This window comes from Mesorhizobium sp. M1B.F.Ca.ET.045.04.1.1 (assembly GCF_003952465.1).
Taxonomy (GTDB): Bacteria; Pseudomonadota; Alphaproteobacteria; order Rhizobiales; family Rhizobiaceae; genus Mesorhizobium; species Mesorhizobium shonense.
Map to the genome: position 1 here is coordinate 4,035,885 of NZ_CP034448.1, position 23,450 is coordinate 4,059,334.

Annotated in this window: 29 protein-coding genes; 26 read left to right on the plus strand and 3 right to left on the minus strand. The window is 59.5% G+C overall.

The features are described from left to right. The first annotated feature begins 2 nt into the window (after positions 1–2). The 17 genes from EJ071_RS19865 to EJ071_RS19940 are packed head-to-tail and all read left to right on the plus strand — an operon-like array spanning position 3 to position 16,309. Complete coding sequence (locus EJ071_RS19865) at positions 3–401, plus strand: DUF3168 domain-containing protein (RefSeq protein ID WP_126099388.1); 399 nt, start codon at positions 3–5, stop codon at positions 399–401. After that, the gene (locus tag EJ071_RS19870; protein WP_126099389.1) at positions 401–682 is read left to right on the plus strand and encodes a hypothetical protein; all 282 of its coding nucleotides are present in this window, start codon (positions 401–403) and stop codon (positions 680–682) included. The genes EJ071_RS19865 and EJ071_RS19870 overlap by 1 nt, the downstream gene beginning before the upstream one ends. Continuing rightward, on the plus strand, positions 683–1,186 hold the full coding sequence (locus EJ071_RS19875) for a hypothetical protein (RefSeq protein ID WP_126099390.1): 504 nt from the start codon (positions 683–685) through the stop codon (positions 1,184–1,186). A 17-nt stretch (positions 1,187–1,203) separates the two neighbouring features. Continuing rightward, positions 1,204–1,455: a hypothetical protein gene (locus tag EJ071_RS19880; RefSeq protein ID WP_126099391.1), complete on the plus strand. Its 252-nt coding sequence runs from the start codon at positions 1,204–1,206 to the stop codon at positions 1,453–1,455. 27 nt (positions 1,456–1,482) lie between these two features. Then, on the plus strand, positions 1,483–1,929 hold the full coding sequence (locus EJ071_RS19885) for a phage tail tube protein (RefSeq protein WP_126099392.1): 447 nt from the start codon (positions 1,483–1,485) through the stop codon (positions 1,927–1,929). A 17-nt stretch (positions 1,930–1,946) separates the two neighbouring features. Further along, entirely contained in the window at positions 1,947–2,321 is a 375-nt protein-coding gene (locus EJ071_RS19890) for a hypothetical protein (RefSeq protein ID WP_126099393.1), read from the plus strand. A 50-nt stretch (positions 2,322–2,371) separates the two neighbouring features. Continuing rightward, a complete protein-coding gene (locus EJ071_RS19895) occupies positions 2,372–2,629 on the plus strand; it encodes a hypothetical protein (protein WP_126099394.1) in 258 nt (85 codons plus the stop codon). A gap of 7 nt (positions 2,630–2,636) precedes the next feature. Beyond that, positions 2,637–6,902, plus strand: a complete 4,266-nt coding sequence (locus EJ071_RS19900) for a tape measure protein (protein ID WP_126099395.1) — start codon at positions 2,637–2,639, stop codon at positions 6,900–6,902. Then, positions 6,899–7,498: a DUF2460 domain-containing protein gene (locus tag EJ071_RS19905; RefSeq protein WP_126099396.1), complete on the plus strand. Its 600-nt coding sequence runs from the start codon at positions 6,899–6,901 to the stop codon at positions 7,496–7,498. The genes EJ071_RS19900 and EJ071_RS19905 overlap by 4 nt, the downstream gene beginning before the upstream one ends. Before the next feature lie 35 nt (positions 7,499–7,533). Next, entirely contained in the window at positions 7,534–8,352 is an 819-nt protein-coding gene (locus EJ071_RS19910) for a DUF2163 domain-containing protein (protein ID WP_189521131.1), read from the plus strand. Continuing rightward, positions 8,352–11,657 (plus strand): phage tail protein, encoded by a 3,306-nt coding sequence (locus EJ071_RS19915; RefSeq protein WP_126099398.1) that lies wholly within the window; start codon positions 8,352–8,354, stop codon positions 11,655–11,657. Before EJ071_RS19910 ends, EJ071_RS19915 begins: the two co-directional genes overlap by 1 nt. 8 nt (positions 11,658–11,665) lie before the next feature. Further along, the gene (locus EJ071_RS19920) at positions 11,666–12,436 is read left to right on the plus strand and encodes a hypothetical protein (RefSeq protein WP_126099399.1); all 771 of its coding nucleotides are present in this window, start codon (positions 11,666–11,668) and stop codon (positions 12,434–12,436) included. Further along, positions 12,433–13,770 carry a hypothetical protein gene (locus EJ071_RS19925; RefSeq protein ID WP_126099400.1) on the plus strand — a complete coding sequence of 446 codons (1,338 nt, stop codon included), beginning with the start codon at positions 12,433–12,435 and terminating at the stop codon, positions 13,768–13,770. Before EJ071_RS19920 ends, EJ071_RS19925 begins: the two co-directional genes overlap by 4 nt. Positions 13,771–13,811: 41 nt before the next feature. Then, entirely contained in the window at positions 13,812–13,955 is a 144-nt protein-coding gene (locus EJ071_RS38625; RefSeq protein ID WP_189521133.1) for a hypothetical protein, read from the plus strand. Between the two features lies 1 nt (position 13,956). Continuing rightward, positions 13,957–14,775, plus strand: coding sequence for a hypothetical protein (locus EJ071_RS19930; RefSeq protein ID WP_126099401.1), 819 nt, complete (start codon positions 13,957–13,959; stop codon positions 14,773–14,775). Next, complete coding sequence (locus tag EJ071_RS19935) at positions 14,775–14,963, plus strand: hypothetical protein (RefSeq protein ID WP_126099402.1); 189 nt, start codon at positions 14,775–14,777, stop codon at positions 14,961–14,963. Before EJ071_RS19930 ends, EJ071_RS19935 begins: the two co-directional genes overlap by 1 nt. Next, the gene (locus EJ071_RS19940; RefSeq protein ID WP_126099403.1) at positions 14,948–16,309 is read left to right on the plus strand and encodes a LamG domain-containing protein; all 1,362 of its coding nucleotides are present in this window, start codon (positions 14,948–14,950) and stop codon (positions 16,307–16,309) included. Before EJ071_RS19935 ends, EJ071_RS19940 begins: the two co-directional genes overlap by 16 nt. Positions 16,310–16,442: 133 nt before the next feature. On the opposite strand, the gene EJ071_RS19945 is transcribed toward EJ071_RS19940, so the two are convergent. Continuing rightward, on the minus strand, positions 16,443–16,679 hold the full coding sequence (locus EJ071_RS19945) for a Flp family type IVb pilin (protein ID WP_126099404.1): 237 nt from the start codon (positions 16,677–16,679) through the stop codon (positions 16,443–16,445). A gap of 280 nt (positions 16,680–16,959) precedes the next feature. Between EJ071_RS19945 and EJ071_RS19950 the strand changes: the two genes are divergently transcribed. The 9 genes from EJ071_RS19950 (at position 16,960) to EJ071_RS19990 (ending at position 21,566) form a co-directional block, all read left to right on the plus strand. Further along, a complete protein-coding gene (locus tag EJ071_RS19950) occupies positions 16,960–17,205 on the plus strand; it encodes a hypothetical protein (protein ID WP_126099405.1) in 246 nt (81 codons plus the stop codon). After that, positions 17,192–17,833, plus strand: coding sequence for a lysozyme (locus tag EJ071_RS19955; protein WP_126099406.1), 642 nt, complete (start codon positions 17,192–17,194; stop codon positions 17,831–17,833). The genes EJ071_RS19950 and EJ071_RS19955 overlap by 14 nt, the downstream gene beginning before the upstream one ends. Before the next feature lie 94 nt (positions 17,834–17,927). Then, positions 17,928–18,347 carry a hypothetical protein gene (locus tag EJ071_RS19960; protein WP_126099407.1) on the plus strand — a complete coding sequence of 140 codons (420 nt, stop codon included), beginning with the start codon at positions 17,928–17,930 and terminating at the stop codon, positions 18,345–18,347. Next, positions 18,310–18,621 carry a hypothetical protein gene (locus tag EJ071_RS19965; RefSeq protein ID WP_126099408.1) on the plus strand — a complete coding sequence of 104 codons (312 nt, stop codon included), beginning with the start codon at positions 18,310–18,312 and terminating at the stop codon, positions 18,619–18,621. The genes EJ071_RS19960 and EJ071_RS19965 overlap by 38 nt, the downstream gene beginning before the upstream one ends. A 26-nt stretch (positions 18,622–18,647) precedes the next feature. After that, positions 18,648–19,001, plus strand: coding sequence for a hypothetical protein (locus EJ071_RS19970; RefSeq protein WP_126099409.1), 354 nt, complete (start codon positions 18,648–18,650; stop codon positions 18,999–19,001). Positions 19,002–19,030: 29 nt separating this feature from the next. Then, positions 19,031–20,410 carry a metallophosphoesterase gene (locus EJ071_RS19975; RefSeq protein ID WP_189521135.1) on the plus strand — a complete coding sequence of 460 codons (1,380 nt, stop codon included), beginning with the start codon at positions 19,031–19,033 and terminating at the stop codon, positions 20,408–20,410. Beyond that, a complete protein-coding gene (locus EJ071_RS19980; RefSeq protein ID WP_126099411.1) occupies positions 20,407–20,955 on the plus strand; it encodes a hypothetical protein in 549 nt (182 codons plus the stop codon). The genes EJ071_RS19975 and EJ071_RS19980 overlap by 4 nt, the downstream gene beginning before the upstream one ends. After that, positions 20,952–21,302, plus strand: coding sequence for a DUF4406 domain-containing protein (locus EJ071_RS19985; RefSeq protein ID WP_126099412.1), 351 nt, complete (start codon positions 20,952–20,954; stop codon positions 21,300–21,302). Before EJ071_RS19980 ends, EJ071_RS19985 begins: the two co-directional genes overlap by 4 nt. 48 nt (positions 21,303–21,350) lie before the next feature. Then, positions 21,351–21,566 (plus strand): hypothetical protein, encoded by a 216-nt coding sequence (locus EJ071_RS19990; protein WP_126099413.1) that lies wholly within the window; start codon positions 21,351–21,353, stop codon positions 21,564–21,566. Between the two features lie 56 nt (positions 21,567–21,622). Here EJ071_RS19990 and EJ071_RS19995 read toward each other — a convergent pair whose 3' ends face one another. Further along, positions 21,623–21,925, minus strand: a complete 303-nt coding sequence (locus tag EJ071_RS19995) for a hypothetical protein (RefSeq protein ID WP_126099414.1) — start codon at positions 21,923–21,925, stop codon at positions 21,623–21,625. Next, a complete protein-coding gene (locus EJ071_RS20000) occupies positions 21,922–23,445 on the minus strand; it encodes a TadE/TadG family type IV pilus assembly protein (RefSeq protein WP_126099415.1) in 1,524 nt (507 codons plus the stop codon). The genes EJ071_RS19995 and EJ071_RS20000 overlap by 4 nt, the downstream gene beginning before the upstream one ends. Between the last annotated feature and the right edge of the window lie 5 nt (positions 23,446–23,450).

Below are 23,450 nucleotides of genomic sequence, written 5' to 3' on the forward strand. Positions count from 1 at the left end.
AGATGTCCGCACTCGAGATCGCCATCACCAAGCTGACGGCGACGTCGGCGGTCACATCCATCACGACGGCCGCGGGCATCTATCCGATCGATCTTCCGCAGGGCGCTTCCGCGCCGTGCTTGGTTGTCAACATCGTCAGTGGCTTTGACGAACAAATGCTCGACGGTGCCGGGAAGTATTATCGGCATCGCGTCACGGTAGAATGCAATGCCTACACGGCGGATGAGGCCATGGCGTTGGGCGATGCGGTGATGTCGGCCCTGCAGGAAAACATCAACGCGACCATCGGCTCTTTCTCTGGCGTGACCACGCAATTCGCCGATCTCGACAGAACTGACACGTCGGATGATCGATCGACTTATCGGCGACTGCTCGACTTCTTCATCCGATGGAGGCATTGATGCCTAAGACCGCGATCGATCCGTATAACTCAACGCCGAATGAAACCAATTTCGGCCAGAGGGGCGCGCAGATTACCCCCAATGACGGTGTGGATCTGGAGACCGTCTCCAAGGGTCTGGTCGTCCTGGTTTCTGGCACTTTGGTGTTCATTCCGGCGGACAATGAAGACGACGAAACGTTGACCTATGGCACGCTGCCGGTCGGTGCCATCGTCCCGTACTTTGTCCGCCGCGTCCTTGACACCGGCACAACGGCGACCGTCGCCTCGATCGACAAATAAATGGCCAAGGGCTTCAAGCTTTCCGGAGACGCCCAACTTCGGAACACCATGCAGCAGATCGGCAATGCCTATGGTGGCCGAGAGATGGACATCGATATCGAAGCGGCGCTCGAGCCGCTGCGGCGTGAGACTGAGAGGAACGCCGTTCCCCTCCGGAATTTCGCCGGCAAGCATGATCCATTCTTCCCGCAACCATCCGGCGCGCCAAAGGGCGGACATCTCGATGAAGGCGTCGTCTCGGTCAAGATCAGGGGCACGGCGAAGGTCAGGGTCTGGTGGGTCACATTCACCCGCCGAGCTCGCTACCTCGCCCACTTGGTCGAGTTCGGAACGGCACCGCATTTCCAGCCGCGATTCAAGGGCGGCTTTCGCCATCCGGGTGCCAGAGCGCATCCATTCTTCCGGCCGGCATACGATTCCCAGCAGGGCAATGTGCTGACCATTCTTGGCCAGCGCGCCTGGCTGAGGATTTCGACTGCGGCCTTCAGAAGCCGGAAGAAATAGCCATCTGAGGAGGGCAAATGCCCCGCAGACCTTATGTCCGACGGACGGCCAAAAAGCCGGATCCGATCAAAGAAGACGTGCCATTGGCCGTCGAACAGATCGCCGAAAAAGAGGCCGCCCCCCGAGGCGGCCTCAGTCGTTTCGGCCGCCCCATCCTGCTCCATGACCGAAAAGAAGTGGAATGGATACCCGGTCTGGCAATGCCGGAAGTGCCGGGTCGACACACTGGTTCCCGAGGACGCCGCGGCGGCTCGGAAAGCCTGCCGTAGGTAACCGCTCACCATAGGAGACTCATCATGGTAGCATCGACTGGTAAAGTCGGCCTTGGAACAACTTTCAAGGTCGGCGATGGTGGCTCGCCGGAGGTATTCACCTCCGTCGTCAACGTCACCGCAATCAACATCTCGGGTCGCTCGGTCGAGGAAGTGGACTTCACCCACCTCGCATCCACCGGCGGCTTCCGCGAGTTCCGCCCCGGCTTCAAGGATCCGGGCGAAATCAAGATCACCTGCCACTACAATCCGACCGACGCCACGCTGAACGGCACGACCGGCCTCGAGGCCAAGCTGAACTCCGGCGCGACGTTCAACTGGGAAATCGATATGACCAATGCCGGCTTTGCCTACAAGCTGACCGGCTTCGGTTATGTCTCGGGCGGCGACTTCACCTTCACCGGTGAGGATCCGATCAACTTCGAAGTGACGATCCGCGTGTCGGGTCAGATCGACGAGTCGGTGGCGTAATCGGAGACCGTGATCGCATGACCACCTCAATCCGCATTCGCGGTGAAGTTCCCTTCCCTCAAGCGGGGGAAGGGGTCTATCTTCGATTTTCCAACCCTGACTGCGACCAACTGCAGGGCAAGTTCGGTGAAAACTGGTTCGCCGACGCCGTTCCGAGGCTCAACCGGGTCGATACCCTCTATCTAAGGAACTGCCTAGCTTTCGGTGGCAAGAAGGACGGCAAGCCATTCCGTATCGACTACGACACATTGGACTGCCCGATGGGCGACATGCTGGATGCCGTGCTCGACGCCCTCTTCCTTGCCGTTCACGGCCGGAAGTTTGATGACCACATGGACTATGTCGCCAACATCAAGAAACTTGAAGTGGATAGCGACCAGGGAAACGGATAGAGCCCGGAGATTTACTGGAGCATATCCAGAAGGAAGCCTACCGGGCGGGCATGTTCCCGCATCAATTTTTCGATCTCACGCCACATGAAGTGATGGTGTGGATCAGCCCCGCTCTACAGGGGCGTATAGCCGTCGCATGGGATCATGAGGCGGTTCATCGCATGCGGAAGATTCCGCAAAAACCATCCGATCTTTGGAAGGATCCTCTCAAGCCGCAGACCCCGGAACAGATGTACCGGAACATGCGCGCCTTCATGGAGGAACTGAAGAAGAACGCGAAATCAAAAACGTCCAAAAAGAAGAAGTGAGCAGGCTATGGCTACACCGATCGGGTCGCTTTACGCCTCGCTAACCATGGACGTGGGGCAGTATGCGTCCGGCTGGGCGCTCGCGGACAGGATCACTGCCCGCGGTGCTGCCAACATCCGCAAGGAAGCTGGTCTTGCCGAAGCTTCGGTTGCCAGGTTTGCCAAGACCACCGCTGCGTCTTCTGGCATCAAGCCCTATGGTCTGATTGCAGTCTCGCGCGCCTTCGAGCGCGTCAATGATCGCGTCGGCCTCCTTCGCGGCACCATGTTGGCGACGACTGCCGTGTTTGGCGGTCTCACCGCTGCGCTGTCGTCGAATCTGGTGCTGCGCTACGCGGACACCTACAACAATCTGACCAACCAGATTCGCGTCGTCTCCGACGATGCGGCCGATCTTGCTGGCCAGTTGGCGGCAGTACAGGCTGCGGCCGACAACAGCCGCTCGTCGCTCCAAGCGACGGCCGTGCTCTATTCGCGCCTAGCCAAGGCCGCCCCAACCAAGGCCAACTCGGAGGTTCTGGAATACGTCCAAACCATTCAGAAGGCGCTGGCTCTCGGCGGCGCTACGGCGCAGGAAGCGGCATCGGCCGCCATCCAGTTCTCGCAGGCGATCGCCTCGAACCGGCTTGGCGGTGAAGAACTGCGCGCAGTGCTTGAGACTCCGCTCGGCCTTGCCTTGGCGAAGGGTCTCGACGTCACCATCGGCAAATTGCGCCAGATGAGCGTCGCCGGCGAGCTCACCGCAGATAAGGTGCTCGGCGCCCTGTCGAAGATCAAGGGCAGTATCGACGAGCAGTTCGGCAAATCGGTGCTGACCATTGATCAGTCATTGGTCAAGGCAGACAACCGCCTTACCGAGTACATCGGCACGCTCGACAAGACCTATGGCCTCACGCGAGTCGTGTCAGGCGGCATCCTTGCTTTCGCGAACAATATCGACAAGGTCGCTGGCAGCGCAGTAACGCTGGGCCTTGCGCTTGGCTCTGCCTTCGCCGGACGTCTGGCTGGCCGCGGCGTCAGCAAGGGCATCGATTCCACGTTCGGAGAGGTGAAGCGGCGAGCCGCCGATGCGCGCGACCAGGTGGAGAAGCTGACCAAGGCGCAGCACGACCTTGTCCAACAGATCGACCGCGGCACGCGCGCACTCGGCAGTCTGCAAGGTCGTGACAACCTCGAATTCGCCTCGAAATCGGATCTCAAGATCCTTCAGCGCGAAGAGGCCAAGCTTAACAAGATCCGCGAGGATCGCCTCGCCACCACGACGCGCCTTCGCGATGCCGTCAACGCCGCGAACGCCGTTGAGGTCAAATCCTCGAAGTCGACCATTTCGGCCGCGGCCAAGATCGTCGAGACGCAAGGCAAGATCGAGGACAGCCTGGCCAGGCAGACGACGCTTACCAATGAGTTGCAGAGGGCGGAGACGCGCCTGACAGCGGCGAAGGGGCAGCAGACGCTCAACGTCGCGAATATCGGTGCGGTCAAGGAAGCGGAAAAGGACATTACCCGGATCCGCCAGCAGCAGATCGCCGAGACGACGAAGGCCTCCCAACTCGAGGAATCCATCGGCAACCAGCGCGTTGCGCTCGCCGGTAAGATCGGCGATGCCGAAGCTAAGGCCGCCGAGACGCGCGCCAAGTATCAGGCCATTGCCCAAACTGCCTCGAAGCAGACCGCGAAACTCCTTACCGACGAGTATGACCAGACGCAACGCGTCGGGCGCGCGCGCGCGGCGCTGGGCGAGGTAGGCGCCATCGGCAAGGCGGCCGAAATCCGCACCGCCGAGGCGGCTCTCGGCGGCCTCAGGACTGGTCTAGAGGACACCACGGTATCACTTGCGTCGGCGGTCAAAGGCACCAGCACGTTCCGTCAGTCGCTGAGTCTGCTGAAGAATGCCGGCGCTGGTCTGGTTGGGTTCCTTGGCGGCCCGTGGGGCGTTGCCTTCACCGCAGCCACCTTGGCAATGACCATCTTCGGCATCAGGTCGGCTGAGGCAGCCCAGCAGGCGGAGAACACGAAGAAGGCCTTGAAGGATGTGCTTGGCGACGTCGCGAGCGCCGGCGGCGGTGCAGGCCAGGTCGCGGAAGACAGCCTGCGGACCGACGAATTGAAGGGCAATCTCGAGGAAACTCAGAGCCAGATTAAACTCTTTGCCGACGGCGCCGATCAGCAATCGCACAGGATTCAGGACGCGCTGACGCGCGCATTCGACCCTCTTGTGAACTCGAAGCTGGCTGGCCGCAGCGACTTCGTCGACCTGTTCTATAGCGCGACGGCAGGCATCAACAACCTGATCAAGCGTATTGGTGCCGGCGAGGTCCAGCTTGAGTTCGTCAATCGCGAAATTCGCGCCCTGCCGGAGGCTAAATTCCTCGACGACGATCAGATCAAAAAACTGTCCGACGCCGTAAGCGAGGCCGGCAAGTTCGAGCTTGCCTTGAACAAGAGCAATCTTCGGGCGCAGCAGTTGCAGACCACGCTCGACCGCGGTCTCGGCAATATCAACGTCGAGGCGGAGATCAACAGCGTCGCCCAATCCGCCATTGACCACATGGGGCTCTACGAAGAGGCGTTGAAGCAATCCAGGAAGGTTTCCGCAGGTCTTCTGGTCGATCTCCAGAATATCAATGGCGAAACGTCGTCCGAGGCCGATATTCGCACGCGCACCGCGGCGATCATGAAGGATAACAAGGATCTGCTCGAAGGCGAGGCTCGCGATGTCGCAATCGTCAGTTCCGTCCTTCAGACGATCAATTCGAGCTCGGACGAATGGCTGCGATCGACGGAAGCGACGTCGGGTGAGTTTGCTCGCCTGCTCGCCACCGCCAAGCAAATCGCGCCGGCGATCGACTTCTCGAAGAAGGGTCTGACTTCGACTCAGGTGGCGGCCGTCACCGACATGCTGACCAAGCAGACGGATCTTGCCAAGAAGGAGGCCGATCGCTCGGTCATCGGCGAGCGCGAGCGCTCCATCCTCGAGAAGCAGGATTCGATCCTCGACAGCATCCGGCAGAAGTACGGCACGATTGCCGGCGTTGATATGAGTCAGGTCAACGCCGCGGCATCGGCTCTTGTGGATTTCGACCGCGGTGCCGGAGCGATCCAACGTGCCGATGCCGCAATCCAAGATCTGAAAAGCGATACTTCTTCGCTTGGCGTCACTGCCCGGGCCGCAGTCAACAAATATGTCGTATCCTTGAATGGTGCCATCGGGTCGCTCGCGTCCTTCCGGAGCGCTCAAGCCGACGTTGTTACTCAGATCATCGCCAATCGCGACAACATCAAGGACGTCGAGACGTCCCTTACGTCATATCGCGGCGAATTGGAGCGTTTGGTTCTCGCCTCTCGTGGCTCACTGTTTGGCAAGCTGGAAAACACGGCCGACGTGCGCAATGAAATCGCGGCCGTAACCGGTGGCATCTTCAATCTCGCCGATCGCATGGCCAAGGGCAAACTCAGCGCCCACGATCTTGCCGTCGGCATGGCCGAAATTGAGGCAAAACTCAAAGCCCTTGGTGCCAACGACGACGCCCTCAATCCGTTCATCCGGAGCGTCTTGGAGGCCATTGCCAAGATCGCCAAACTGACAGGTGCGCTGGATCTGTTGAAGAGGATTCAGGGGACGCTGGGCGGCAGTACAAGGGCCGGATTGACCGGAACGCTAACCGTCGACGAGGCCACAGGCATTAGAATTCACAGGTTCGGTGGCGATTCTGGTGGCACCTCCGGTGCTGGCTTTACCCGGGCGATCGAGAACGGCGTAACCGTCACGCGCTTCGGCCAGGATCAGACAACGGCGGCCACCAATGCGGTGGGAGAAAGCGTCGATACAGTCAATCAGAGCGTGACCAGCGGACTGTCGAATGTTAGCTCCGGCATCTACCAGGTATCGTCTGCCTGCACGGCGATTTACAGGGGGATGTATGACCTCTGGGAAGGGACCGTCGGCATGGGACCGAATGGCAATGACCCTTACGGGTGGCGCCCTGACGGTGGCCTTAACACCGGCAATATTTCCAAAGAGTCGCACATGTTCGGCGACGCATGGAGCCCAGAGACGGGCAGCTACGTTTCGAGTTGGGGCATCGGCCATCTCAAAAGGCCGACGATCAATCTCGGACCGCAGGAGACCAGCAGACAATCCGGAGCGATTGGCAACATCGTCGTTGGCGATATCAACGTCAATGGCATCACCGATGGCGCTGAGGCGGGTCGGCAGGCGGCCTATGAATTCGTGCGCACCGTCTACGGCGCAATGAGTCAGTTGTCGACATGACCTATCCCATCTTTCCAAAATCGGCGGCGCTCGGGTTTGTTTCCGAGACCCCCGACTTCGCATCTGAATTGATTCAGATGAACGGCGGCGGCGTGCGATCAATCGTTCGCCGTAGCCGGCCGCTTCGGCGACTGTCCTTTGCCTACAACAACGGCCTTGTCGCCAATTTCCGCGCGATCGTCGAAAAGATCGAGGAATGCCGCGGCAGCGGTTACCCGGCCCTGATCAGGGACTGGAGGCACTATTCGGTCGAAGACCAGGTCTTTGGAACCGGCGATGGCACCACAAATGGCATCCAGTTGGTGATCGCATTTGGCGGCACGCGGCCATACGATTTTCCGGTGAAATTCCTTGATGAGGACGACGGGGACATCGTCGTCAAGTCGAATGGCGTGGTGAAAGCGATTGCCAGCAAAGTCGATGGACTTGTCGTGCCGACCGCGCCATGGGCAGTCGGAGAAACCTTGACGTGGACCGGCCGCTATTACGTAGCCTGTCGGCTGGAGGCCTCGGCACAGGGCGTCACGATTGATGGCCCGAACGGTGCCTACGCGACGATCCAGACTATGTCGGCGATCGAGGACATAAACGCCTAATGCCGAGATCTGGATTTCCGACCCAACTCCAGACCATGCTGGAGAGGGACACCGTTACGCCCGTCTGGCTGATTGAGGTCACCAATCGTGTTGGCGCGGTCGTGCGCCTCAGCTCGTCCGGCGAAATGGTCATGACGGCCGGAAGCCCGTCTGAGATTTATCTCGGCGATCCCGGCTTCAACATGACCAGTGTGACCTATTCGCTGGATGGATTCCCTGCAACGGTGGATGTGACCGTCCCGGTCGATGATCAGGGCCCGATTTTTTCGGAGGACGTCAAGCGCGGCGTATGGCGCAAGGCAACTGCCGTTCTCTACCTGGCCGACATCGACAACCCGGACTATCGGGAGATCATGGCGACCGGCTTCATCGGGAAGGTGTCGTTCTCTGATAGCATCTCCGGCACGCTTGAATTCGCCACCAAGGGCGAGCAACTGGGTGATATTGTTCTCGACAAGATTCAGCCGAAGTGCAACCACGTCTTCGGGTCGGCGGCCTGCGGGTTCGATCTTTCCACTCGAGAATTGTCTGGCACGATCGCTACGGTCACCAGCAACGGCAAGTTCACGGTCGCGATCTCGAACCCGACGAACATCGACTTCAATTTCGGCGGCGCCATCAAATTCACTTCTGGTGCCAACGCGGGCGACAGCCGCAAGATTCGGAAATGGACGAGCGGGTCGAGTTTGGTCGAACTGGCAGAGGGTTTCTCTCTCGATGTCGAGATTGGTGATGCCTTCGTGATGCACGGCGGTTGCGCCCGGACGCGTCTGGTTTGCGTCCAAAATGGACGGAAGAATAGCTTCTCCGGCTATGACCACACTCCTGGCGAGCTCTATGGGGGGCTGAAGTAATGGCTCTGCCCGGTACTCAGGTCACCGTCGGCCACTGGGTCCAGACCCCGCTACCTCCCCGTGTCGATGATACCATCACTCGCCGAACCGGTCTCGTTACCCCTCCGGCAATAGGTCGCCCGAAGGCTGCCGTGATAGGCACAGGCCGGGTCGACGGCATCCCCGTCTATGGCCAAGCCAAGACGGTCACGACGACCTACAAAGGCTACCGTGTTGGGTCTGAGTTCTATCTGACCTATCCGGAGCCGACCACAGTCGCCACGATCGATGTCGTGTATCTCCTCGCTCGGGATTATTTTGGCCGCGGCTACGACATCATCAGAATTGAGGCGGATGGAGAAGTCGTCTTCGACGCTGAGAATGGGGCCATCCCGCGCATCGAGTTTCGCTTCTACAATGGCCTCCAGACAACCGTTGACCCCGTTGTCCAGCAGATCGTTGGCGCGAATGCTGGGGCGCACACCGGTGACGTGCTCTTGGTTCTGCCAGACTATCCGGCGGGGCAGGCACCGACGATCACCGCGGTGATCTCGAACGCTGCGACCGACAACGGATCGACGCAGGAGATCGCCTGGATCGGCGCTGCGCCGGATACCATGATGCAGGCGCATCTTCATGCCTGCTACGATCCGGTCGATGCTGTCATCTATCAGGTGCTGACCGGGTTGGAAATTTCCGGTACGGAGTGCATGCTGTCGGTGCTCGATGCTGTCAACCATGTCGAACTCTATCGCGTTGGGCTCGAAGACTCGGCGTTCTATTTTGGAGGGTCAGCTTTCGTCAATGCGACCCTTCCGGGGTCGGGTTATCTTGTTGTTCGGTTTGCTCTCAGCGGAGAATTGAACTCCCCGACGCGGGTCTACAATGTCGTTACAGGTCAGATAGTCGCCGAATGGCGGGAGGCGTCGAACCAATCAATAGTCTGGTCGGCCGCAGAAGCCTTTGGAAACATCTGGGTCATGGTCGGCGACGATCTCGACACCAGCGGCGGACAATTCCCGGTATTCGCCACCATCGACATTGCCCTTGGCACCATAGATGTTTTCATCTCGCCGGTCGATTATACATCGACGGTTGGCAGTGGCGGACGGGTCTCGACGAGTTCAGCTTCTTTCTTTGTTAGGACCGGCAACACTATTACAGAAGCCGTATTCGATGGAGATGGCTGGATTTTCCAAACCGCATATCAGGGGGTCGGCACTATAACCGGCCTCCACTATGATCCGCTGACCGAGTATCTACTTGTGCTTGAGGAGATCCCTTCTGGCACCTTCAATGTCTATCTTGTTACTCCTGACACGGGATCTATCGCTGAAGCCTTTACGATTTCCCTGCGGCTGTTTCCGTTGGACGGCATTATTGGGAAGCAGGAGAACAGCTACCCACGGCCAGGCTATGCGCTGTTTAGTTCCGGTTCAAGCTCCGAGGATCTTTGGGCAATCGACATCATTGCGCACACCGCAACCAAGCTGGCAGATGTCAATTCGGAAACTGGACAGCAGATCGACTACGGCTTCTACGATCAGGCGCGCCTGTCCTATTTCATGGCGGCGGGCGACACCGTGTGGACCGAATATACGATTCCAGGAACCACGCCGGGCCAGATCACGACACGCAACCATATCTTGGATCTCATCACCGTTCTTGGGCCCTATATGGTCGATCATGTCCGCTTTTCAGGATTTGAGGGTCTTTCCGATTGGGGAGACGTGATCGACAAGGACACCAGCATTCGGACGCTGCTGCGGACCTATCAGGATCCGCTTGGTTTTGTCTGGTCTGACGTCGGCAACGAGATCGTGTTCCGGAAAACGCCAACTGACGGGTCGTTCGTGGTTGACGAGGCGCTCGCCGATACCGATCTCGTCTTCAAGGCCAACGGCTCGATCATCTCTGACGACGACAGCGACCTAACCAGGGTCGCAAGGGTTACGCTGGAATACACCTCAAAGGAGGACAATTATCAGCAGCGCACCGTCTACGCGGATTCTTTCGACGAACTCTACGATGTCACTCGATCGACGAAGGAGGTGAATTTCTCCACGTCTATGGTGCTTTCGGATGCCGATGGTGAGCGCCTTGTCTGGGAAATTCTGTGGCGCCAGCAGGCTAAGGAACGGGCGCATCGTTTCTCGACCTTTTCCGATTTTGCGCATCTAATCCCGGGCGACGTCATCAGCGTACCTTCAGGCGACATCACCTATACCGTCGAACTTGCGAAGGTGAACATCAAGGAAAATCTGGTCATCGAGTTCGAGGCGCGGGACTTCCAGACGTCACTCTCGGCGGATGTGGCAGCGGTTTCGAACTCAGGGTTCTCCGGTATCAACTCGGTCTCGCTGCAATCGCAGTATGTGCATCTCGACATTCCGCTCTTGCGCTACGCCGACGACGCCGGCGGCACTTCGCTGGTTCAGTATGGTGTCGTCGCCGGGCGCGGTCAGCCGAATTGGGGCGGCGGCTCGCTCTATCGTGGGGATACCGCAAACGCTTTCGCCGTGATGTACGATCAAGCGCCGCATACGGCCTTCATCGGCAGCTGCGCGACTGCGCTTCCAGACAATCCCAATCCGTTTGCTGGCGACTTTTCCAGCAGTATCGTAGTCCGGAAGATCTCCGGCGATGCGCCAACGGCGGCGACGGAGGCGGAGGTCATGCTCGGCAGCAACCTTGCCTTTGTCGGCAAAGAGGGACGCTGGGAGGGGCTGGGATTCACAACGGTCGTCGACAATGGAGACGGCACCTATACGATGTCCGGCTTTCCTGTGCGCGGCTGGCGCGGCACGGAGGTCTATGGCGGCCAGCATGAGGCTGGCGATCTCTTCGTCCTGATCAGCCCGGAATGGGTGAAGAAGCTTCTTCATCCGACGACCGATCTCGACTTGACGAAGTTTTACAAGGCCGTCGGCTTCGGCGGGTCGCTCGCCAGTGCCGTTGCCATCGCGCACGCCATTCCTGGTGCCGCCGAGAAACCATATGCCGTGGTCAACATCGCCAGCGAGCTTTCCGTTGGGGACACAGTTGTCACGTTCGACTATCGCAGCCGCCTGTCGGCTTGGGAAATGTTCAGTTCTGCGCCTGACTGCGGTGAAGCTACGCTGGCCTTCGAAATCGACGTGATGGACGCGGGTTCGCCAAATACGGCGCTTCACACCTATCCAGTCACCGCCAACGAATGGACCTACACGGCCGCGCAGAAGGTGACTGACTGGGGCACCCCGCCGGCCGAGGCAACCATCCGTATTTACATGATCTCGGCGGTCGCCGGCCGCGGACACGTCGCCGAGGCGATCATCCCTCTTTGAGGTAATCCATGACAATCGAGCAGAAGATACCGCAGGCGGTTCCGGTCGCTCAGGCGCAGGTCACCGACGGTGTCACGGCGGTCAACAATCGCGACAATCGTATCGAATCCGCAGCGTTTGGGTTCGTCGATGTTTCGATCGATGGCACGACCGAGACGCTGACGTCGGCCGCCTTCTGGGAGGGCTCATATCTCAAGCTGATTGCCGGTTCGCCAGCACCGAGCGGCTCCGTTACGCTGAATGTTCCAGCCGAAGAGCGTGGGCTATTTACCGTGCTCAACAGCTGCGGACAGACGGTCACAGTTCAGGTGTCGGGACAGTCCGCCACACCGCCGACGGTGGCAAATGGCGATGTCGCCACCTTCGTATCTGACGGCGTCAATGTTCGCACTGCGGCCGGTGCCAGCGGCTCGGCACCGTCGCAGCCCTACGACTACCCTGTAGCTGTCAGTGATGAGACCACAGTTCTTACCTCTGGCACCGCCAAGGTGAAGTTCAGATGGCCGAGAGGTTTCACGCTATCCAGCGTTCGCGCCTCGCTAAACACAGCCTCCGATTCTGGCGGCATCGTCCAGGTCGACGTCAATCAGAACGGCGTGTCCATCTTCTCAACTCCACTGACTGTTGATGCGCTCGAGAAGACGTCAACGACCGCCACGACGGCGGCGGTGTTAAGCACGACGGCAATGACCGATGATGCAGAGGTGTCAGTCGACATCGACGACGCTGGAGCGGGTGCCGCCGGTCTGAAACTCGTCTTCATCGGCACTCTATCGTGACGGGCCTTCTGAATTCCTTTATCTCGTTTGGCGGCGGCGGGGGTGGCGGCGGACCGACGCCGCCGGCCGGTGCCGTAGCCTACGCGAGTTTCGTCGATAATTTCTTCTATTCGCGCGGTGCGGAGGTCGCAGCGGCCGACATCATGAGCGGGATCAATCTCGCCGATGTCAACGAGGACGGTCTAAAGCTCGGCACAGGCAACTGGCCGAAGATGATCGGCGACATGTTCACCGATTTCACCGGGCTCTTGGCGGTTGGTGGTGTCACTGTCGAAGTCGAATTCACGATCGACAGCAAGTCCGATATCGGCGCCGGCACCGTCTATTCCACCGGTCCGGTGATGCAGATCATGGACGGCACCAACGCCAACACGACGGTCAACGCCATCTACGCCGACATCTATGACGGCTATCACCTCTATGTCGGGGACAGCAACGATCTCACAGAGGTCGGGGGCACTGTCAATACTACTGTATCGGCAGGTATTGAGCGCCGGGCCTTTACACTCTTCGAGGATATCGGCGGCGGCTCCTGGCGGACGGCGTCCACGACGAACGGCGGGCCAGCGCAAAGCACGACAACCACCCATAGCGGCGGATACTTCACTGTCGTCGAGATCGACATCTTCACCGTCGAGGACTGGTCATACTATCTCCAGAACGCTCGAGTCCGCTCGATCGCGATTTTCCCGGCCAAGACGACGGCCCAAATCGATGCGGATACCGACATCGGTGATTGGCCGTCATGGGCCGGCTTCACTACCAACAGTTCAGGTGCCGATGCCACGTCGCACCCGGTAAGTCCGCCTGCTGCCAATGTCGGCGACATGATCGTGGTACTTGCCGCATTCGACGGCACGCCGACGATCGGCATTTCGGCGGGGACAGGCTGGACGATCGGCGACCAACAGATCTCGAATGGCGCATGCGTCGGCGTCTGGCTCTGGAAGATTGCCACCGGCTCGGACAGCCTGACGCTCTCGAGTTCGTCATCGGAAAAGATGTCCTATGTGACGATGTCCTATCCGCATGCGACATCGATCGAGGGCGGTTACGTCATCGGCAACGGTGCCAATGCGCAGTCGCCTGGGTTCTCGCCCGGTGGCGGCGATGGAAAATATGCTTTCCTGAGTGTCGTCTGCACAGACGGTTCGGCTGGCTCACCGAGCTCCGGACCCGCAAACACCAATCGCTTTATCCGCCAAGTCGGATCGGCCGACGGGGCGAGCGTCTACCTCGCGGATAAGTGGCTCGACGGCACATCGTTCGCGCCTGACGCTTGGACGACGACCGCTCAGGAATGGGTGGGCTTCACGCTCGCGCTGAAGGTCTAAGCGACCAGCAACTCATAGCCTATTTTCGCGGAGCAACCGCCATGCCAACGCTCGAACTGCGCCTTGATCTGAATTCGTCGGTGACGCTTTCGGCTTCGACTCTGGATTCTGAACCGCCGCCTGGAACCCTTGATTTTTCACAAGAAGAGAACAGCGCGCTGCTGATCCTTTTGGAGGACGACTGATATGACCATCGACGTCAAGGACGCCAACGGCAACGTTGTTCCTATCCAGACTCCATTGGCACCCGGTCGCGCCGCGGCCGCGGACTCTAAACCGGTCGTGCTATCGACTGAGGATGCTGCTGCTCTCGCGCTATTGCATACCGATCTTGCAACCACGCTGGCCGGTTTGGTCGATGGTCTTGAGGGGATACTCGGCACGACCTCCGGCGCTGCCGTCATCACCGATGCCAACGGCACCCTGCAGCAGTATCTGCGCGGTCTGATCAAGCAGTGGATCGCTGGCACGCTGGTCGTCGGCTCCGGCACCAATCTGATCGGCAAGGTCAAGACGAAGTTCATCGAGGCCGCTGCGGCGACAATGACGCGGCCGAATGACACCAACGCCTATGCCGCCAATGACGCGATCGCCAACAGCACGACGGCGGGGTCGGTGACACCGTTCTCCTTCAGCATGTCAGACGTCAATGACGATCTAGTCACCATCGAACGGTTGCGGCTGATCACGACCGATACCGGCGTCGCCGGCAAGGCGCTGCGCATGTGGCTGTTCCGAGCCTCGCCGACGGTGGGGGCAGGCGACAATGCCGCGTTCTCCAATCCGCGCGCAACCTTCATCGGGTCGCTTTCCGGGACGATGCGCACCTTCAGTGATGGTAGTGGCGGCATTTTCGTTCCTGATGAGGGCTCGCGTATCATCACGTTGCCGACCTCCGGCGCCAAGACCGTGTTTGGCCTGCTGCAGACGCTCGAGGCTATCGCCTCGCCGCTTGCGCAGTCCACATGGATTGCCACACTTGAAGGCTTCCAGGGCTCCGCCTGATGATCAAATTCGACCCGTTCGAGGGCGTGGTCTTTCTGATCGGCGAACAGGATGAGCCTTCCACCGCCTGCGCAGTGATCCCCGTCCATGCTGCGCCTCAATTTCTCTTTGATGGTAGCGGTGACCTCCTATCAACGACATCAATGTATCGCGCTGGCGACTGGAGGTTTGAATGCTTCCTCACATGATTGGCCGGCGCGGTCCCGGTCGCGCTGTTATCGTCGGCGATACTGGAGGATCGGGTGGCGTCAGTGATGGCGGCTTCGTCGATCAGCCGGTCGTCACCACGACATCGAGCGGCGACACCACGATCAAGGGCAAGGTCAAGTCAGGCTCGTTTGGTAAATTCGTTGTCCCGTTGGCGACCGTCGCCGCAGGGCGACAATATACTTTCCGCTATACGCCAAACTTCTCTCAACTCGCCCAGCAGGGCAAGCTGGCTATGGTCGGCTTCGGCTTCAAGAACAGTAACGATTTCCATATCTTTGGTCTCCGCGGTGACGGCTCGACTGGGCTGAACAAATACCAAGTCTATGGCACTCCGCCGAGCGGATGGAACGCCCAGACAGGGCACACTGTCAACGATGGCGGGGCGGCCGCCTCTGGCACGCAGGCCGGGCCAAACTATATCCGGTTGATTACCTCTGATGACGGCACGACATGCACTCTCAAATCCAGCGTCGACGGATCGACATGGAACACCGAGTTTTCCGACGCATCATTGTCGCCATTCTCCAATGTCTCCGGCGTCACCACCTTCGGCGTCGCGCTATGGTTCAACAATGCCGATGCCGGACCATTCTCGATCACCATTGACCAGTTCGCGGATGCGCTGGCACCTGATCAATACTTTTCCAGCGTTAAACTGCTGCTCGGCTTTGAGGGCACCGACGGTGCTACCACCACTACCGACGAGAGCCCGGTCGGCCGCTCGGTCACATTCAACGGCAACGCTCAGATCGATACAGCGCAAGCCAAATTCGGCTCTTCGTCCTGTCTTTTTGATGGAAGTGGCGATTATCTGTCGATGGCGGACAGCGCGGATTGGGATCTTTCAGACGCCAATTCTGACCAGTTCACGATCGAGTTCTGGATCAGGCCGCATGCCAATGTTTCGAATCAGCGGGTCATGGGGCAGGCTCCAGCCTCCGGCAATATCGGCTGGTATATAAACTCGACGTTTACTGCCGCTCCGACTTCGGTCATATCTTTCAACTATACATCCAACGGAACAGCTGTCACCGGCGTTGGTGTCGGCAGCGTTGCGATGGCTCTCGACACATGGCACTTCATCGCCATAACGAAAAATGCTTCGGGGAAAATTCGCCTATGGGTGAATGGAACGCTCGACGACAGTAAAACACCCGCGGACAGCTCCATCTTCAATTCGACAGGGGCTTTTGAAATTGGCCGATCATTCGCAACAGCCAATTTCAATGGCTGGCTTGATGAGGTACGCATCACCAAGGGCGTCTGCCGCTATGACACCGATGGATCAATATCGGTGCCGACTAAAGCGTTTCCCAGGTCGTAAAAAGGAGCCGGCGTGAAAAGACGCCGGCTCCTTCCTTTCCCTGGGCAGGCATACCGGGAAGCTCACCGATAAGCGTTGCTTCGGGCCATGCGCACCGTTCGGGTTCAATCGACGGCGGCGCGCTTGTCTGTACTTAGCTGCCTGCGCCAGTGGTGGCGTCGCAGGTTCCGGATCCGCCGGCGGCAGTCACGCCGTTGCCATCAAGAATACCGCACAGGCCGGTGAAGCGCCCGCTCACCCAGAGGCCGATGGCGACGATCGCCAGGATTGCGGCGCCTGCAATGATGCCGACCAGGATGGAATATTCGACCATGGCAGCGCCGGACTCTTCGTCACGGAATGCCTTGGCCATGCTGAGAAGCTTCGTCATGTGAATTTCCCCTGTTACCCAATACCCGGACAGAGGTGCTTTCAAGCTCATCCCCCGGTCCCAGAGCGATCCTGCTCCCGACAGAGCATTGGCGTCAAAGGAAAATTAGCAATTTGTTAACCGCGATATAGCGCTTATCGACATTTGCGCGGTTGTAAGTTGCTGATCACTAAAGCGAAATCGGCCGGTTAACTATCCGGCGAACATCCATAAGCCCTTCGGGCGATGGGTTCATCCGAAATATATCCCGTTATTCCTTCGACATATCGGAGCATGCGTCATGCGCCTCATCGACGACTGGTGGGCGGTGCTCAAGCACGCTTGGACCATCCGGCTCGCCATCCTCATTGCGTTGCTCAACGGCGTTTCCGCAGTGGTCTACTTCATCACGGCGTCGCTGCCGGTTCCGCCGATCTGGCTGATCATCCTCAATGGCGCGCTGACGACCGCGATTCCGCTGCTCCGCCTCATTCCCCAGAAGAAACTTCGCCGAAACAACTCAGGAGACCCGGATGCCGATCGGTAAGATTGCCAAGACGTCCCGCGGCAAAGCGGCCGTTGCTGGCGCCATCCTTTTCGCGGCCAGCAGTGGCTGGACGGCATACATCGCAAGTCAGCCCGATCCTCAGGTCGTCGCAATTCATGAAGCGGTCGCCAAGGGCTATACGCCGCCGGCGGTGCGGCTGGCAGTCGACAAGCTGATCAAGCCTTGGGAAGGTCTTCGGCTGGTCGCCTACCAAGACAGCGTCAAGGTGTGGACGATCTGCTGGGGCGAAACCAAGGGCGTGAAGCCAGGCATGCGCAAGACGCTTGAGGGGTGCGACGCCATGCTCATCAATCGCGTCACCCATGACTTCTACCTGCCACTCGTCGACGGCGTGAAGGACTACTGGCAGGCACCGATCTCGGTACAGTCCTCGATGATCTCCGGTGCCTATAATTTCGGGGTGGGTTCGAAGAAGCCGCGGCGCGGCCAGCTTGGTTCGCGAACCGCGGAGTTCGTGGCGAAGCATCAATACCGCGAGGCGTGCGAAGCCCAGACAGCATGGAACAAGGCGGGCGGCGACGTGCTGCCAGGCTTGGTGAAACGCCGCGAGATGGGCGACGCGCAGCGTCTCGGCGAGGCTGAGCTTTGCGTCTCGGGACTGAACTGATGGCCATCTGGTTCGCTCTGCTCATGGTTGGTGGCGTCATCGGCCTTTTGATCACCATCAAAGTTATCTCCGGGTATGTGCGAGGGATGCGGCCATGACTGTGGTTCTTGCGATCTGGAGAGTCATCCGTCCGATCCTCACCTTTGGCATCACGCTGCCGGTCTGGGTCTTCCTGATCGCCGGCGGCTGGATCTGGTGGGACCGTACATCTGCGGTCCGTATTGCGGTGAATAGGGCGGTCACCGAACTCGTTGCCGGCGCGGAACTGGATGCGTTGAACGCGCAACTGGTTGAGGAGCGCCGGTTGCGCGCCTGGAGCGATAGTAAGGCCGATGAACAGCGCAAGATCGCAGACGAAGAGCGCTCGGCGCGCGTAGAACTGGAGACGCGCCTGACCCTCACCGATGCCCAAAAGAAGGAAATGTCGGATGAACTCGCCGAGATTGAAAGCCGTCCTCCTCCTGCTGACTGCCGTGTTGATCAGCATTTCCTTGACGGGCTGCGCAACAAATAAGTGGCTGCTCGGCCAAGCCTACAGCGACAAGGCGAAAGCCGACGCCGCAAAGGAAGCGCTCGCGGCCGCTGAGAAGGTGGTGCAGGACGCGCGCCGGATGCCTCCCTATCCACCCCAGTGCGAGCGGCAATGGCATAGCGGCGTGACCATGGGCGATCGCTTCGACACTGCCACGAAGAAAACTGACAACGCCCTCGGCGGTGCCAATGGTCAGATTGCCTGGTGTGCCGCCTGGTATCACCGCAACGAACGGGCTCGAGAGCCAAAGAAGTAAGTTCCATCATTTCGGGGGCCGCCACCATGACACTTCACGATGTCTTCGTTGCTTTGGGTATTGACCCGTCCGTCCTTGCCGCTGGCACCGCTGGCGGCCTTCTGCGCGCCCTTTCGCGCAAGAAGTTCAAGCTGCGCGAGATGTTCGTGTCACCGATCTGCGGCTGTCTTGCAGCCGCCTATCTGACGGCACCGACGGTGCACATCGTGCGTGTCTACGATTGGCCGCCGCTGCCAGCCGAACCAGACCAGACAGCCACCTACGCCATCGCATTCCTGATTGGAGCGATGGCCATGTGGATCTCCGATATCGCCGCCGACGCCATCGCGCGCCGGGTATGGCCGCCAAAGAGAGATCCGGGCGAAGACGAGGACTACTGAATCTAGAATTCATCGCAGGAGAAATCCATATGGGTGTCCCACTCACGGATAAACAATGCCGCGAGGCAGTCGAAGTTTTTCGAAAATACGGGTCAAAGACAGCATCCGCTCTTGCTCTGGGAATTTTCAGAAGCACGATGGCCAATCGCCTCAACCAAGCCCAGCGCAGGGGCTTCATCACCGCCAAGGAAATGGCTGAGCCAAACATCAATAAGTCGGCAGAGATATTGGAGCGCGAGGCAAAAAACGCTGCGGCAATCGAGCACGACGTAAAGGAGTCGCGCGCCGAGCCGACTGTTGATGACCGCATCCGCGAGCGCCGCCTAGAGCAGGAAGTGGCCTCTCTGAAGCGCCGCGAGAGAGATCTCCTCGACCAGATCATCACGCTTCAGGACGTGCGAGGCACGATCATGCAACTCGCCGACGCGCTCGAAGCGCCAGCGATCATCAGTCCGGCACTTGGATCAAAGAAGGGGGGCAAGCGAACCTCCATCCTGCATATCTCGGATGTCCATTGCGGCGAGAGTGTCGACCTCTACGAAATGGACGGACTGAATTCATATTCGGGCGAGATCTGCAAAGCTCGTATGAATCGCCTGTTCCAAAAAACGGCGTCCCTGCTTACTGAACATTGGAGCGGTGACCCCGTCGAAGAGATCATCATCTGTCTCGGCGGCGACATGATCGATGGCAATCTGCGCGAAGAGTCGCGCCGCGGCGGCGCCATGCCTGTCGTGGAAAGTGTAAAATTGGTTTCGGAATTGACGGCAGGCGGGATCAAATTCCTCCATCAGGAAGTTGGCGTTCCTGTCCGGGTCTACACCTCGCCCGGCAACCATGCGAGGCTGACACAGAAGCCTCACGTCAACGAAGGTGCCATCGACAATTGGGACATGATGATCTCATGGTCGATCGAGAAAATTCTAGGCAAACAGGACTGGGCCAAGTTCTACTACACCGGCTCGGGCGAAGCGCTGTTCAATGTCTATGGCTGGTGGTTCCTGCTCCAGCATGGTCATGAAGGCGTAGGTGGCTCTGGCGGGCTCTATGGGCCCGTCTACAAGCAGGTGAGAGGCATGTACAAAACCCATGCCACCTATTCCCGGCGTGGGCGCGGCTTCCACTATGTCCTCGAGGGGCATAACCACACATCGGTCAAGATTCCCTTCGGCTTCGCCAACGGGTCGGTGGTCGGGTTCAATCCCTTCGCGGCTCGACAACTGAAGGCCGATCCGGCGCCAGCCTCGCAGAACCTCCTGATCGTTGAGGAGCGGCTTGGCGTTATCGCATGGAACGAGCTCTTCCTCGGCGTCCCGGAGGAAGGCACGCTCTATGAGCCGCCTATGATCGAGGAGGGGCGTCTTGGCAAGCCCGTGATGCGCGTGCGCGCCGGAGGTGCTCGCTCATGATGATCGGCCTCACCGGCGCCCGCAATGTCGGCAAGAGCACCGTTGCGAACATGCTGGTCGAAAGCTTCGGCTTCCGACGGATCCATGCTTTCGATGGCGGTAAGGCGGCTACGCTGGCGTATTTCATGCATCTCGGGGCAACGTCGACCGAGGCCAACGAAATGGTCTACGGCAGCCTGAAGGACATCTCGTCCGATCTTCTACCCGGCCGCGCGTCGCCGCGCTTCTTCATGGAAAAATTCGGCCGGTTCATGGGAACCACGCTTGGTGTGGAATGGACGCTCGGCACCGAGGTAGATCGACACAAGCGCGCCGACCCGACGGCGAGGCTGATCGCCGAGAGCCTTGTCTATGAGGCCGATTGGTTCCGGTCCGCCGGCGGTATCATCATCCGCGTCGAGCGCCCGGGGCATGTCGGGCCCGTTGGGTGCGAGAGCGACGCATTCCAGGCGGGGATCGCTGAAGACCACAAGCTGATCAACGACGGCAGTCTCACTCAGCTTCGGAAAGCCGTGTCCTATCTCGTGCGCGAGGTGGCACGATGAGGACGTACCTGGCCGGGCAGATGCGCGGCATTCCCGAATTCAACTATCCAGCCTTTCATGCTGCGGCCGCGAAACTCCGCGCTGAGGGGCATGAAGTGTTCTCGCCGGCCGAGCGCGACATTGCTCGAGAAGGTAAGGACATCTCCAAGGGCAACGCTGCCGGCTGCGAACTCCTCGCCGCCAAGGAGCACGGCTTTTCGACCCGCATCGCGCTCGCCGACGATTGCGACTGGATCTGCCGTCATGCCGAAGCGATCGCGTTACTGCCTGGCTGGGAGCATTCCCGCGGCGCACGCGCCGAGCTCGCCTTGGCGGAAGCGATCGGACTCGAGGTCATTCATCTTTGATCGAATCCGCGCCCGGCGGTTCCGGGTATTTTGAAAAGGAGAAGACCGATGACGGCCCGAGTAAGAGCGAAATTCTGTTGCGGCGCGAAGGAAGGCACCACCGTCTTCATGCATGCCGTCTATTCCGAGGACATCCAGTCCGAGAATGGGCGGTTCACGAAGGCGACCCCATGGGCCGACCTGAAGATGAACGTCGACAATCCCGATGCAGCGATCCAGTTCGAGGTCGGTAAGGAATACTACGTCGACTTCACGCTTGCCTGATTTCTGATCCTCCCAAGATCAGCGGCCCCCGTCGGCTTCGGCCGGCGGGGCTTTTTTTATTGCCCGCAGTTCTGGATTGAGGCCGAGAAGCGCTTGAGGGAATTCTGGTATTCCTTCAGCGCGAATTGCGCCGCGACCCTGGCGTCCTCGACGTCGGCGGCCGGGGCTTTGGCTTTCTCCGGCATCACCGGCATGGCATTTCGAAAGGCCTCGCCGCCCAGCTGGTTGATCACGCCGTTCATATTTCCGGCGGCGTTGCCGGCGGCATCGCTCAGCGCATTGCACGCCGACTGCGACATCTCCTCGGCGGCGGCTGGTGTGGCGATCAGGATAGCGGTGACAATGATGGCTTTGATCATCGGTAGAGCTGGACCTCATCGCGGAGGAAGTTGTCAAGGGTTCCTTGGCCCTCTCGTCCTGTGACGTCGACGAGTTCAACCCTGATGGTCTGATCAGAGCCGCTCTCGACCGTCTCGGTGATGAAGAAACTGCCGAAGGCTTCGACTGGCAGCGGCGGCGAGGAGGCGCCGCCGCCCATCAATCCGGCCGCCGCAAGCGCCTGGCAATTCAAGATGGCGCCATAGATTATGCGCCTGTCGGGATCGGAGACCTTATTCGCGGAGCAGGCGGGTGTGCCGGTCTCTCCACCGTTCGAGGGGTGGCCGACGATACCCTGCGCGATCTCGTAGCGATATGTGCTGTAGCGGGTCGGCTGGTTTGTATTGCTGGCGGGGCTCACGCCGTCTGCTCCAAGGGGAGGGGATATAGCCACCGGGTTTGTCGTGGTGGCGAAGTTGGTGCTCCAATACCGGTTGAAGTCCCAATTGCCATCGCCGACGCGCCCATTGGCTATCGAACAGCCGGTCGAAAAGCAGTTGTCGCGCGGGAAAGCATCATACTTAGTGGGATCAGGCGGGCTGGCGAGATCGGCATTACAAGCACTCCCGCTGCCTTTCGACAGCATCTGATAGCCCTTGCGCACGTTTTCGCCGGGCGCGTAGTCAGGATCGTTCTTGTTGCCGTTCATCGCTCCATTGTAGACGTCGAACCGGACGTTAAGCGCGTCCCGGACCGTGGCGATGAAGCCCGGTCGAAGGAGTACACCGCGCGAATTATAGCACGCCGCCGATTTTGTCTTCGCGATCATATCCCTGATCACGTTTGCGCCGGTCGAGCCGTCCGGTGGCTGCAGGAAGCCATAGTTACCAGGCGAGTTCTGAGCCGTTGAGCCGCCTTGCTGGCGAAGCTCGATGAGGCGCCGGCGCTTTGCCGGGTCAGCCGCTACAGAATAGATGCTGTCACCCGAACCCTCGTATGGGTTGCAGATATAGACCGGCGTGAAGTCGCAGACGCCACGTGAAAAGCCTGCGACCGAGACCGCGCCGACGTTGAACGAATTGTCGGCGTCGTTCCCGCTCAAGAAAGAGACGGGGAACATTGCGAAAAAGCCGACCGGCGTAACCCTTACCTCGATATATCTCGCCTCAAGCGCGCCAGCCACCTCGTCGGTGATGACATTGGCGGACGTGATAGGAAGATCGTCGGTGGCAGGGAGAGACCGCAGATAGCGTCGAGTCACGCCGGCCGCCTGAAGCACTTGGTCGACGCCGGTCGATCCGCCGAATTTGTAGTGGTTCGAGACCAGTGTGGCCAGCGCGCGGTCAGCTCTGGTGATCGAATCTGATCTGCCGTCGAGTTCGGCCGCCGCGGCGAGCGACATCGCATCGGTGCCCTTCTGCAAATCGTTGTGAAGGTTGTTCGCCCGGCTCATATCGATCGCAAGGATCGACATGCCGATGATGGCCGGTAGCATGATCGCTACCAGGATGAGCGCGATACCGCGCTGGTCATTCCAGAAATTTCGCAAGACGCGAAGCATCGCAG